General features: G+C 71.6%; 11 protein-coding genes. 6 read left to right on the forward strand and 5 right to left on the reverse strand.

Features of this window, described 5'->3' with window-relative positions; all coding sequences use genetic code 11:
* Positions 1 to 116 precede the first annotated feature (116 nt).
* Positions 117 to 1721, forward strand: coding sequence for a phosphoglycerate dehydrogenase (serA, locus tag ACFQ7C_RS17145; protein ID WP_378903941.1), 1605 nt, complete (start codon positions 117 to 119; stop codon positions 1719 to 1721).
* A gap of 106 nt (positions 1722 to 1827) precedes the next feature.
* Here the strand turns inward: serA and ACFQ7C_RS17150 are convergent, their stop codons facing one another.
* Complete coding sequence (locus ACFQ7C_RS17150; protein ID WP_378903944.1) at positions 1828 to 2373, reverse strand: TetR/AcrR family transcriptional regulator; 546 nt, start codon at positions 2371 to 2373, stop codon at positions 1828 to 1830.
* A gap of 63 nt (positions 2374 to 2436) precedes the next feature.
* Between ACFQ7C_RS17150 and ACFQ7C_RS17155 the strand changes: the two genes are divergently transcribed.
* The 5 genes from ACFQ7C_RS17155 (at position 2437) to ACFQ7C_RS17175 (ending at position 8380) form a co-directional block, all read left to right on the forward strand.
* Entirely contained in the window at positions 2437 to 3978 is a 1542-nt protein-coding gene (locus tag ACFQ7C_RS17155; protein WP_378903946.1) for an MFS transporter, read from the forward strand.
* A 7-nt stretch (positions 3979 to 3985) separates the two neighbouring features.
* Complete coding sequence (locus ACFQ7C_RS17160) at positions 3986 to 5038, forward strand: 3-isopropylmalate dehydrogenase (RefSeq protein ID WP_378903949.1); 1053 nt, start codon at positions 3986 to 3988, stop codon at positions 5036 to 5038.
* A 61-nt stretch (positions 5039 to 5099) separates the two neighbouring features.
* Positions 5100 to 6206, forward strand: coding sequence for a branched-chain amino acid aminotransferase (locus tag ACFQ7C_RS17165; RefSeq protein WP_378903952.1), 1107 nt, complete (start codon positions 5100 to 5102; stop codon positions 6204 to 6206).
* Between the two features lie 112 nt (positions 6207 to 6318).
* Complete coding sequence (locus tag ACFQ7C_RS17170) at positions 6319 to 7086, forward strand: fumarylacetoacetate hydrolase family protein (RefSeq protein ID WP_378903955.1); 768 nt, start codon at positions 6319 to 6321, stop codon at positions 7084 to 7086.
* Positions 7079 to 8380 (forward strand): MFS transporter, encoded by a 1302-nt coding sequence (locus tag ACFQ7C_RS17175; RefSeq protein ID WP_378903958.1) that lies wholly within the window; start codon positions 7079 to 7081, stop codon positions 8378 to 8380. Before ACFQ7C_RS17170 ends, ACFQ7C_RS17175 begins: the two co-directional genes overlap by 8 nt.
* A gap of 18 nt (positions 8381 to 8398) precedes the next feature.
* Here ACFQ7C_RS17175 and ACFQ7C_RS17180 read toward each other — a convergent pair whose 3' ends face one another.
* From ACFQ7C_RS17180 to ACFQ7C_RS17195, 4 genes are all read right to left on the reverse strand, one after another.
* A complete protein-coding gene (locus tag ACFQ7C_RS17180) occupies positions 8399 to 9658 on the reverse strand; it encodes an alanine racemase (protein ID WP_378903961.1) in 1260 nt (419 codons plus the stop codon).
* Complete coding sequence (locus tag ACFQ7C_RS17185) at positions 9658 to 10044, reverse strand: RidA family protein (protein WP_378903964.1); 387 nt, start codon at positions 10042 to 10044, stop codon at positions 9658 to 9660. Before ACFQ7C_RS17185 ends, ACFQ7C_RS17180 begins: the two co-directional genes overlap by 1 nt.
* Positions 10045 to 10081: 37 nt before the next feature.
* Positions 10082 to 11713 (reverse strand): amidohydrolase family protein, encoded by a 1632-nt coding sequence (locus ACFQ7C_RS17190; RefSeq protein ID WP_378903967.1) that lies wholly within the window; start codon positions 11711 to 11713, stop codon positions 10082 to 10084.
* A 79-nt stretch (positions 11714 to 11792) separates the two neighbouring features.
* Positions 11793 to 12860 carry an aminotransferase class V-fold PLP-dependent enzyme gene (locus ACFQ7C_RS17195; protein ID WP_378903970.1) on the reverse strand — a complete coding sequence of 356 codons (1068 nt, stop codon included), beginning with the start codon at positions 12858 to 12860 and terminating at the stop codon, positions 11793 to 11795.
* Positions 12861 to 12878: the final 18 nt, after the last annotated feature.

Here is a 12878-nt window from a genome sequence, read left to right on the forward strand (position 1 = left end):
TCGGGCGCGTCGCCGCGCGGGCGGTAGGCTGGCACAGGCCTCGCCCCCCGACGGCGTGCGGCGCGGCATCCGGTTCTGCTCCGCGCGTTCGCGCACCGCCCCACTAAGGAACACCCGTGCCGAAGCCTGTCGTCCTCATCGCCGAAGAGCTCTCTCCCGCCACGATCGATGCCCTGGGTCCCGACTTCGACGTGCGCAACGTCGACGGCACCGACCGCCCCGCGCTGCTCGAGGCCCTCGCCGACGCCAACGCCGTGCTGATCCGCTCGGCGACCAAGATCGACGCCGAGGCGATCGCCGCGGCGCCCGTCCTCAAGGTCGTGGCCCGTGCCGGCGTCGGTCTCGACAACGTCGACATCAAGACGGCGACCACCGCCGGCGTCATGGTCGTGAACGCGCCGACCTCCAACATCATCTCGGCGGCCGAGCTCACCGTCGGCCACATCCTCAGCCTCGCGCGCCGCATCCCCGCGGCCCACGCGTCGCTCGCGGGCGGCGCGTGGAAGCGCAGCTCGTACACCGGCACCGAGCTGTTCGAGAAGACGGTGGGCATCATCGGGCTCGGCCGCATCGGCGCCCTGATCACGGCCCGCCTGCAGGCGTTCGACGTCCGCGTCATCGCGTACGACCCGTACGTCACGAGCGCCCGCGCCCAGCAGCTCGGCGTGCAGCTGGTCACCCTCGACGAGCTGCTCGAGCAGAGCGACTTCGTCACGATCCACATGCCGAAGACGCCCGAGACGACGGGCATGATCGGCGCCGAGCAGTTCAAGATCATGAAGCCGACCGCGTACGTCGTGAACGTCGCGCGCGGCGGCCTCATCGACGAAGAGGCTCTGCACGCCGCCCTCACCGCCGGCGAGATCGCCGGCGCGGGCCTCGACGTCTTCACGTCCGAGCCCCCGGCCGAGGGCGGCACCGCGGCGGCCCTGCTGGACCTGCCGAACGTCGTCGTCACGCCCCACCTCGGCGCCTCGACCGAAGAGGCGCAGGAGAAGGCCGGCGTCTCCGTCGCCAAGTCGGTGCGCCTCGCGCTCGGCGGCGAGCTGGTGCCCGACGCCGTGAACGTCGCGGGCGGCGTGATCGACCCCTACGTGCGCCCCGGCATCCCGCTGGTCGAGAAGCTCGGCCAGATCTTCTCGGCGCTCGCGCGGTCGCCCCTCACGAGCCTCGACGTCGAGGTGCACGGCGAGCTGCAGGCCTACGACGTCAGCGTGCTCAAGCTCGCCGCGCTCAAGGGCGTCTTCACGAACATCGTCAGCGAGACGGTGTCGTACGTGAACGCGCCCCTGCTCGCCGAGCAGCGCGGCGTCGAGGTGCGTCTGCTCGTCGACGACGACAGCCCCGAGTACCGCAACGTCATCACGCTGCGCGGCGCCCTGTCCGACGGCTCGCAGCTCGCGATCTCAGGCACGCTCACCGGCCCGAAGCAGGTCGAGAAGCTCGTCGGCATCAACGACTACGCGATCGAGCTTCCGATCGAGACCAACCACGTCGTCATGCTCTACAAGGATCGCCCCGGCATCGTCGCGATCTACGGGCAGAAGTTCGGTGAGGCGGGCATCAACATCGCCGGCATGCAGATCGCGCGCCAGACGGCCGGCGGTCAGGCGCTGTCGGTGCTGACGGTCGACTCGCCCGTCCCCGACGCACTGCTCGACGAGGTGAGCACCGCGATCCAGGCCGACCTGTTCCGCCAGATCGAGATCACCGAGTCCTGATCCGACGACGGATGCCGCGTCCCTGAGCCCTCGCAACGGGCGGGGGTGCGGCATCCGTCGTTCCTGCCTGTGCGTGGGCTGGTCGCGTTGACGCGATCGGCGCGGCTCAGGGGCGCGCGGCGCGCTCCACGAGCGAGACCAGCGCGTCGAGCGCTTCGCCACGGGGCACGGGACCCGGGATCGAGCCGCCCGAGAGCGCGTTGTTGAAGTACAGCCCGTCGCTCACGAGCATCACCAGGTCGAGCGCCGTCGCGTCCTTGGTGTGCGGCTCGAGCACGGCGGCCCAGGCGTCGCGGATCTGCCGCAGCGCATCGCTCGCCGTGGCGTCGCCGCCCTGCGCGAGGCGGGAGGTCGCCAGGATCGCGCGGTCGATCGGGTCGTTCGCCATGACCGAGGTGTGCAGGAAGTAGGCGATGGGCCCCTCGGGCGCCGCCGCCATGAGGTCGACGTCGGCCTGCACGAGCGTCCGGAGACGATCGATCAGCGCTGCCTCGAGCGCCTCCTTCGTGCCGAAGTGGTAGAGCAGGCCGCCCTTCGAGACGCCTGCGGCCCTCGCCGTGGCGTCCATCGTGGCCGCGCGCTCGCCCTCCTCGATCAGGATCTGCTCGAAGGCGTCGAGCACCTTCTCGCGGGCGAGGGGAGGGCGACTCATGGCCTCGATGGTATCGACAGGCGTCGCGGCATCCTGTTACTATACCGGCTGGACGGTATAGAAATGATGACTCTCACTCAAGAACTCTCCCTCGCCGACGCCCAGGGACGGAAGGTCGGCTGGCGCGGCTGGGCCGCTCTGGTGGTGCTGATGCTGCCGGTGCTGCTCGTGTCGGTCGACAACACGGTGCTGAGCTTCGCGCTGCCGTCGATCGCGCTCGAACTCGGACCGTCAAGCGCCCAGCAGCTGTGGATCATCGACGCATACCCCCTCGTGCTGGCTGGTCTGCTCGTCACGATGGGCACGCTCGGCGATCGGTTCGGACGGCGACGGATGCTGCTCATCGGCGCGACCGGATTCGCCGCGGTCTCCGTGCTCGCGGCGTTCGCGCCGAGCGCCGCGTGGCTCATCGCCGCCCGCGCGGCGATGGGCGTGTTCGGCGCGATGCTGATGCCGTCGACGCTGTCGCTGCTGCGCAGCATCTTCACCGACCGCGATCAGCGGCGTCTCGCGATCGCCGTCTGGGCGTCGATGTTCTCCGCGGGGGCCGCGCTCGGACCGATCGTGGGCGGCCTGCTGCTCGAGCACTTCTCGTGGGGGTCAGTCTTCCTCCTCTCGGTGCCCGTGCTGATCCCGCTGCTGGTGCTCGCGCCGCTCCTCGTGCCCGAGAGCCGCGACCCGAAGCCGGGCCGCATCGATCCGCTCAGCATCGCCCTGTCGATGGCGACCATGATCCCGATCGTGTACGGCATCAAGGAGCTCGCCGTCCACGGGTTCGCCCTCGCCGCGTGGCTGCCGATGCTCGTCGGTCTCGGCTTCGGCGTGCTCTTCGTGCGCCGCCAGCTGCGTGCCCAGACCCCGATGCTCGACATGCGCCTGTTCGGCCTCGGCACATTCAGCGGCGCGCTGCTGGTGAACCTGCTCAGCGTGATCGCGCTCGTCGGCTTCCTGTTCTTCGTGGCCCAGCACCTGCAGCTCATCGTCGGGCTGTCGCCGATGCAGGCGGGGCTCGCTCTCGTGCCCGGACTCGCGATGATGATCCTGGCGGGCCTCGCGGTCGTGCCGATCTCGAAGAAGTGGCCTGCGCGCGTCGTGGTGCCGGCGGCGCTCGTCTTCTCGGTCGCGGGCTACGTCGCGGTCGCCTTCGCCACGGGCCCGGACAGCGTCGGCACGCTCGTCGCGGCCTTCGTCTCGCTCGGCATCGGCATCGGCGCAGCCGAGACCGTGTCGAACGAACTGGTGCTCTCGAGCGCACCTCCCGCGAAGGCGGGTGCCGCGAGCGCCGTCTCCGAGACCGCGTACGAGCTGGGGGCCGTTCTCGGCACGACGGTGCTGGGCGGCATCCTGACGGCTCTCTACCGCTCGAATCTCGTGGTGCCGGACGGCGTGACGGATGCTGCGGCCGCCGCCGCGTCCGAGACCCTGGCGGGTGCGGTGCACACGGCCGACCAGATCGGCGGGGCGACCGGCGAGGCGCTGTTCGAGGCGGCGGCGACGGCGTTCGACGCCGGCGTGACCGTCACGGCGCTCATCGGGGCGGCTCTCGTGGTCGTCGCGGGGGTCATCGCGGCCACTACCCTGGGAGGGTCCCGCCAGAAGTCGTAGGAGCACCATGTCGCGTGTCGTGAAGCTGGCCGTCATCCCGGGTGACGGCATCGGTCCGGAGGTCATCGCCGAAGCGGAGAAGGTGCTCGACGCCGCGACCGCGGGCAGCAGCATCCGTTTCGAGAAGACGCGATACTCGCTCGGCGCCGCCCGCTTCCTCGAGACCGGCGACACGCTCACGGCCGACGACCTCGACGCGATCAAGGCGCAGGACGCCATCCTGCTGGGCGCCGTCGGCGGAGTCCCCGGCGACCCGCGGCTCAAGAACGCGAACATCGAGCGCGGGCTGCTGCTCACGCTGCGCTTCGAGCTCGACCACTACATCAACCTCCGCCCCTCGAAGCTGTACCCGGGCGTGCCGGGGCCGCTCGCCGAGCCGGGCGACATCGACTTCGTCGTGGTGCGCGAGGGCACCGAAGGCCCGTACGTCGGCAACGGGGGCTCCATCCGCACCGGCACCCCGCACGAGGTCGCGAACGAGACCTCGGTGAACACCGCCTTCGGGGTGGAGCGCGTCGTGCGCTACGCGTTCGAGCTGGCCGAGCGCCGCCGCAAGAAGCTCACCCTCGTGCACAAGACCAATGTGCTCGTGCACGCCGGCGGCATCTGGAAGCGTCTCGTCGACGAGGTGGCGCGGGAGCACCCGGACGTGACCGTAGACTATGTGCACGTCGACGCGGCCACCATCTATCTGGTCACGAACCCGGGTCGTTTCGACGTGATCGTCACCGACAACCTCTTCGGCGACATCCTCACAGACCTGGCCGGCGCCGTCACCGGTGGCATCGGCCTCGCAGCCTCGGGCAACATCAACCCCGACGGCGCGTTCCCCTCGATGTTCGAGCCCGTGCACGGATCGGCGCCCGACATCGCAGGACAGCAGAAGGCCGATCCCACGGCCGCGATCCTCTCCGTCTCGCTGCTGCTCGATCACCTCGGGCTCACCGACGAGGCACAGCGCGTCACCACGGCTGTGGAGGACGACATCGCGACCCGGGGCACGGCATCCCGTACGACGGCGCAGGTCGGCGACGCCATCGCCGCACGACTCCAGGCGTAACCTGGAACCGGCAAGCGCCGTCCACTCTCGCGGCTCGACCGCACGAAAGCACAGGCTCGTCATGACCCTCATCGATTCCGATCCCGACACCGGACTCGCGCCTCTCGAGTTCACCGTCAACCGCAACCTGCAGGCGAAGACCGCTCAGCAGCGCGAGGAGATCCTCGCGAACCCCGGCTTCGGCACCAGCTTCACCGACCACATGGTCGACATCTGCTGGTCGACGGGCGGCGGATGGCACCGTCCGCGTGTCCAGCCGTACGGCCCGCTGTCGCTCGACCCCGCGGCGGCGGTCCTGCACTACGGTCAGGAGATCTTCGAGGGCATCAAGGCCTACCGGCACGCCGACGGCTCGATCCACACCTTCCGTCCGGACCAGAACGGCCGGCGCCTGCAGCGCTCGGCGCGGCGCCTCGCGCTGCCGGAGCTGCCGGTCTCGTACTTCATCCAGTCGCTGCGCGAGCTCATCGCCGTCGACGGCGCCTGGGTCCCGTCCGGCGACGACCAGAGCCTGTATCTGCGTCCGTTCATGTTCGCCAAGGAGGCGTTCCTCGGCGTGCGTCCCGCGCACAAGGTCGGCTACTACGTGATCGCCTCGCCCGCCGGCGCCTACTTCAAGGGCGGCGTCCAGCCGGTGTCGATCTGGCTCAGCGAGGACTATGCGCGTGCCGGCAAGGGCGGCACGGGTGCGGCCAAGACCGGCGGCAACTACGCCGCGAGCCTCCTGCCGCAGTCCGAGGCGTACGAGAACGAGTGCGACCAGGTCGTGTTCCTCGACCAGGACCGCAACGTCGAGGAGCTCGGCGGCATGAACGTCGTCTTCGTCTACAAGGACGGCACGCTCGTCACGCCGCAGTCCGCATCGATCCTCGAGGGCATCACGCGCGACTCGATCCTGCAGCTCGCGGCCGACCGCGGTCACAAGGTCGAGGGCCGTGCGGTGTCGTTCGACGAGTGGCGCCAGGGCGTGGCCTCCGGCGACATCGTCGAGGTCTTCGCGTGCGGCACCGCCGCGGTGGTCACGCCCATCGGCGTGCTCAAGGGCAAGGACTTCCTCGACGAGCAGCCGACCGGCGAGCTCGCGCTGTCGCTGCGCGAAGAGCTCACCGACATCCAGTACGGCCGCCGCGAGGACAAGCACGGCTGGCTCGTGCGCCTCGACGCCTGACCGACGCCCCGCACGGGTTCTCGAGCGGACGGATGCTGCGGCATCCGTCCGCTCCGTCGTTCCGGTGCGCGGATCCCGGGCCGGCGTCGGCGCTACTCGCTAGGCTGAGCCCGTGAGGATCGCGCGCTTCAGCCACAACGACGCCATCAGATTCGGGATCGTCGACGAGGGCGAGCTGGTCGTCCTCGCGGGCGACCCGATGTTCGCGGGCTACGACACGACGGGGGAGCGCGTGCCGCTCGCCGACGTCGCGCTGCTGGCGCCCGTGATCCCCCGCTCGAAGATCGTCGCGGTCGGCCGCAACTACCGCGACCACGCTGCCGAGATGGGCAACGAGGTGCCGGTGTCGCCGATGCTGTTCTTCAAGCCGAACACCTCGGTGATCGGCCCGGGTGACGCCGTCGTGCTGCCGAAGGGGTCGGACTTCATCAGCTTCGAGGGCGAGCTCGCCGCCGTCATCGGCCGCATCGCCAAGAACGTCTCCGCCGAGAACGCGCTCGACTACGTCTTCGGGTACACCATCGCGAACGACCTCACCGCGCGCGACTGGCAGAAGTCGGACGGCCAGTGGGCGCGCGCCAAGGGCTTCGACACGTCGTGCCCCCTGGGTCCCGCGATCGAGACCGATTTCGACGTGAACGGCCCGGCCGTCATCACGACGCGACTCAACGGCGAGGTGCGCCAGCAGGGGCCGATCAGCGACATGATCTTCTCGCTCGCCGACGTGATCGCGTTCGCCTCCGCCGCCTTCACCCTGCTTCCCGGTGACGTGATCCTGACGGGCACTCCGGCCGGTGTCGGCCAGATCAGCGCGGGCGACACCGTCGAGGTCGAGATCACCGGGCTCGGGACGCTCCGCAATCCCGCCCGCGATGCCTGAGACCGGATCAGAACCGGCGGTCGACCCCGCGACGACCGCCGCCGAGGTCGCCCGCGTCCAGCGGCGCACCGTGTGGGTGCTGTCGGGCGGTCAGGTGCTCGGTGGCCTCGCGTTCGGCGCGACGCTGTCGCTCGGCGCCGTACTCGCGGCCGAGCTGTCCGGCGAGGACGCGCTGTCAGGACTGGCGGCGGCCGCCGTCACCTTCGGCACCGCGCTGACCGCGGTCCCGCTCGCGGCGATCGCGCGCCGTCGCGGCCGCCGGCTGTCGCTCACCACCGGCATGGCCGTCGCCCTCGTCGGCGTCGGCCTCGTGATCCTCGCCGTCTCCCTGCGATCGTTCCCGGTGCTGCTCGCCGGGTTCCTCATCATCGGCTCGGGGCAGGCCGCGAATCTGCAGTCCCGGTTCGCCGCGGCGGATCTTGCGACGGATGCCTCGCGCGGGCGTGATCTGTCGATCGTCGTGTGGGCCACCACCGTGGGCGCGGTGCTCGGCCCCAACCTGACCGGGCCCGGCGAGGTGGTCGGTCAGGCGATCGGGATGCCGCCGCTGACCGGCGCCTATCTGTTCACCCTCGTGGCGCAGGGACTCGCGATCGTGCTGTACCTGGTCGCGATGCGACCCGATCCGCTGCTGCTCGCGCAGCGCCTGGTGGCTTCCGCGAAGGCGGCGAGCCGCGCGATCGCCAAGGCGGACAGGCCCCTGGCCGCGCGCTACGCGATCTTCGCGGTGGCCGCGGCCCACGGCACGATGGTCTCGGTCATGGCGATGACTCCGGTGCACCTGGCACATCTGACCCACGAGGCGTCGGAGGCGGCCACGCTGTCCATCATCGGCCTCACGATCAGCCTGCACATCGCCGGCATGTACGTGCTGTCGCCGGTCTTCGGCATCCTCGCCGACAAGGTGGGGCGCGTGCCGACGATCCTCATCGGACAGGCGCTGCTGGCCGCGGCGCTGTTGACGGCGTCGTTCGGTCAGGCGTCGACCACGGCGGTCACGGTCGCCCTCGTGCTCCTCGGCCTCGGCTGGAGCGCCACGACGGTCGCCGGCTCCACGCTGCTCACCGAGTCCTCGTCGGAGGAGCTGCGCACCAGACGGCAGGGTCTCAGCGACTTCACGATGAGTATCGTCGGCGGCGTCGGTGCGATCGCGGCGGGCGCGCTGCTCGGCTGGATCGGCTACGGCGGCCTCTCCCTCGTCGTCCTGGTGCTCGTGGCGGCCTCGGTGCTGCTCTCGCCGCTGGGCTGGCGCGCGTCGACCGCACCGGCACCCGAGGCCGCTTCGGGCGCCTGACGCCGCCCGACGCGGAACTCAGAACCTCGTCTCGATCAGGTCGGTGACGATCGCGGTCTCGATGTCGTCGACCGAGTCCACGACCGGCATGAGCCGCCACTTGTCGAACATCGTGCACGGGTGCGAGAGCCCGAACACCACGAGGTCGCCGACAGCGAGCGGCGAGTCCGGCGCGATGCGCACGAATCCGTGCTGATCGCTGAGCTTCGTCATCTCCGCTCCGGGGAGCAGCATCCGTCCGCCTCCGCTCCCGATCGCGAACAGCGGCGTCGGCGGCCCCTCGTCGTAGGGGAAGTCGCGCTTGCCCGCATCGACGATCGCCGTGCCGGCGTCGAGCCGCGACACCACGCGCGCCAGCCCGCGTGCCGCGGGGCGGAGTCCCGATCCCTCGAACGGCGAGTTCTGCCGGTAGTAGCCGTGGTCGTGAACGACGTACGCGCCCGAGCGCAGCACGAACCGCGCGCGGTCGCCACCGACCGCCGCCGCGGCGAAGGCCGCGCCGACGACATCGGGGTAGGCGCTGCCACCCGCCGACACCAGCACATCGCCGTCGCCGTACAGCGGGGCGATGGCGTCGTGGACCGCGAGCAGCTCGTCGACGTACGCCCGCGCGGATGTCAGCGCGTCCTCGCCGCGCCCGTGCGCGACCGAGCCCTCGTACCCGGTTACGCCGGCGAGCCGGACGGCCGGCGAGGCGGCGGCACGCTCCGCGACCGCGACCGCGGCGTCCAGCGACCGGGCACCCGTGCGGCCACCCGGGCGCCCGACGTCCACGAGGACCTCCAGGGGCCGCTCCACGGATCCGTCGAGGGCGCGCTCGATGGACTCGATCCCTGCGACGTCGTCGACCCAGCTCCACACCCGCTTTCCCCCCGCGACGGCGTCCGCGGTCCAGCGGATCGCCTCGGGCTGCACGAGCTGGTTCGCGAGCATGATCGCGGGGACGCCCGCGTCCACCGCCACGCGCAGTTGCGACGGGGTGGCCACCGTGATGCCGGTCGCACCCGCGTCGAGCTGCCGGCGCCACAGCTGCGGAGCCATCGTGGTCTTGCCGTGGGGCATGAGCTCGAGTCCGCGCGAGGCGACCCAGCCGGCGAGGAACGCGATGTTGTCGTCGAGCACACCGTCGTCGAGCACGACGAGCGGCGTCCAGAGGTCGATGAGCCGAGGCTCACGCGCCAGGAACTCCGCGACGGTCAGGCCCGCAGCATCCGTCGGCACACCCTTGTCGGTCGTGTCGAGCACGCGGTCGGCGACCGCGCGGCGCGGCGAGGTCATCACTCGCCCGGAACGACCGCGACCACGTCGATCTCGACGAGGATGTCGTAGAGGTCCGAGCCGACGGTGGTCCGCACGGGGTAGGGCTCCGTGAAGAACTCCGCGTAGGCGCGGTTGTACTCGGCGAAGTCGCGCTTGAGGTGCTGCAGGTGCGCGGTGACCTTCACGACGTCGTCGAACGAGGCGCCCTTGGCCGCGAGCACGCTGCCGACGTTGCGGAGCACCTGCTGCGTCTGCTCGTAGACGCCGCCGGGAACGACCTCGCCGGTCGCCGGGTCCTGCGGGCCGAAGCCGGCGGTGAACAGCAGTCCGGCGGCGGCGACGCCGTGGCTGTAGGGGCCTGCGGGCTTGGGGGCGTTCTCGATGAGCACGGCTTGCTTGGTCATGGGGTTCCTCTCCTGGGGGCCATCGGGCGCTCGCCTGTCACACTGTGCCGCTCGCAGCGACACGTGGTGACAGGTGAGCAGTGAGTGGTGCGCGGCGCAGGCCTCGCCCGGCGAGGACGCCGGTGAGCTCGCCATCGCGCAGGACGCGGGTGCCGTTCACGAACACGTCGTCGATGCCGCGCGCGGGCTGCCGCGGGTCTTCGTAGGTCGCGGCATCCGTGACGATCGCCGCATCCACGATCGCGATGTCGGCCGCGGCGCCGGCGCGGAGGATGCCGCGGCCGGCCAGTCCGAATCGCTCGGCCGTCCGCGCCGCGAGGTGCACGGCGGCGCCTTCCCACGTGAACGAGCGGCCGACGTAGGCGCCGAGGAACCGGGCGAAGGCTCCCCAGGCGCGGGGATGGGGGACGGCCCCGACGAAGATGCCGTCGGAGCCGCCCGTGTGCCCGGGGTGCGCGAACAGTCGTGCGAGGTTCTCGACGGGGCGCTCGTCCCGCACCGCCATGACCGCATTGACCTCCATGCGGCCCGCGACCAGGAGGTCGAGCGTCGCCTCCTCGACCGAGGTCTGCCGGCGCTCGGCGATCTCGGCGAGCGTGAGCCCGGCTGCCCACGCCCAGTGCGCTGCGGGAGTGTGGCCGATTCGGATCATGCGGGGCCAGTCGGGTCCGAGGCTCGGCTTGTGCGTGACGGTGGGGAACCACTCACCTCGGAGGCGCCCGCGCTCGGCGGTATCGGACAGCCGCGCGACGGCGTCGTCGACGTCGAGGGCGCTGTACTCCGGCGGCAGCACCGCCATCGACACCAGCGTGCAGCCGCGCGTGTACGGATACATGTCGAAGGAGAGATCCGCTCCGGATGCCGCCGCCTCGGCCAGCAGCACGTCGGCGTCGGCCGCATCGACGTGGAGGTGCGAGACGTGGCCGCGAACGCCGGCATGCGCCTTCCCGCCGCTGCAGATCTCGACGACCTCACGGAGGCCCGCGGCGGTGTTCGTCTCGTAGCCGCCGCGCATGTGGGTCACGTAGAGCGCGCCGGCGGCGGCGACCGGCACGCACAGCTGCGCGAGCTCGTCGGCGTCCGCGAAGATGCCGGGCACGTAGTCGAGCCCGGTCGACAGGCCGAGGGCGCCGGCCTCGAGCCCGTCGGCCACGAGGCGCTGCATGCGCGCCAGCTGCGCAGCATCCGCCCGGTCCGTTGCCATGCCCATGACCTCGTGGCGCACCGTCCCGGCGGGCACGAGGTAGCCGACGTTGAGCGGCGTGGTGCCGTCGTAGGTGCGGAGCAGTTCGGCGACGCCCCCGCCGGCGTAGGTCGGGTGCGGGCCGTTGATCGCGGCGAAGTAGCGTCCGGCCCACACGCCGTCGCCGGGGGCGTACGAGACGCCGTCCTGGCCCCCGATCACCGTGGTGATGCCCTGGCGCAGCAGGGCGAGCTGAACCTCGGGATCGAAGACCGCGCCGTCCGCGTGCGCATGGGCGTCGATGAAGCCCGGCATCACGAGGCGCCCCGCGCAGTCGACGACGTGGTCGCCGTCCCGCGCGGGGATGTCGCCGATCACGCCGATCCGGCCGGCGACGATCTCGACATCGGCCTCGCGGGCGGGCGCTCCCGTGCCGTCGACCACTGTGCCGCCGCGCAGCACCGTGCGGTCGGGGTGGGGGGTCATGCGGCCTCCGTCGGTGCGCGGCCCGGCTGACCCGCGTTCGCAGTCTACGCAGTCCGCCGGAAGCCGCAGGAGCCGGGGATCAGTGGCCCAGAGCAGCGAGGGCGAGGTCGACGTCGTCCTCGTCGTTGAACACGTGGAAAGCCACTCGGGCGCGCCCCGACCTGCCGGACGCCGTGATCCCCGCGGTGCTCAGCCGTGCCAGCTCGCAGCCCTCGGGGTCGTCCCACGTCACGATCGCCGACGCCCGCTCGGGCTGGGCGAGGCCCATTCCCGAACGGAAGGAGGCGGCGAGCCCGGTCGCGTGCGCGTACAGCGCCGAAGGATCGAGGGCGGCGAACAGCTCGAGCGCCGGGGCCGCGCCGACGAACGCCTGCCACGCCGGCGACACGTCGAAGCGCCGGGCGTCGGGGGCGAGCTCCACGTCGCCGCCGTAGCACGACGACCATGGGTCGTCACCGGCGTACCATCCCGCGTTGAGCGGCGTCATGCGCGCGGCCAGCCGATCGGACACGGTCAGGAACGACACGCCCCGCGGCGCGCACAGCCACTTGTACGCGTGGCAGACGACCGCATCGAAGACGGATGCCTCGACCCGCAGCCACCCGACGGCCTGGGTCGCGTCGCACAGCGTGAGGGCGTCATGCGCGGCGGCCGCGGCCACGATGGCTGCGGCATCCGCCACCTCGCCGGTCGCCGACTGCACCACGGAGAACGCCACGAGGGCCGTGGCAGGACGCACGTGCGCGGCGAGGTCGCTGAGCGGTGCGGTACGGACGACCAGTCCCCGCCCCGAGTGGACGAACGGCAGCACGAGCGACGAGAACTCGCCCTCGGGCACGAGCACCTCGGCGCCGTCGGGCAGCGCCGAGGCCACCATCCCCGCCGCGACCGAGGTCTGCGAGCCGATCGCGACCCGCTCGGCGCCCACGCCGACCAGCGACGCGAAGAGCGCGCGCGAGCGCTCGACCGCCGCGCCGTACGCGGCGAGGCCGGGTCGCCCGGAGGCGGAGGCATCGAGATCCGCCAGGACGGCGAGGCGCGTCGCACGGCTCGGCAGGCCGACCGTGCAGGCCGCGAGGTAGTCGCGTCCGCCGGCGAACTCGCGCCGGGCGGCCTCGAGAGCGGAGGAAGGGGCGATCGCGGGCATGCCTCCAGGGTGGACGCG

It is taken from the genome of Microbacterium sp. NPDC056569, assembly GCF_042793475.1.
GTDB lineage: Bacteria > Actinomycetota > Actinomycetes > Actinomycetales > Microbacteriaceae > Microbacterium.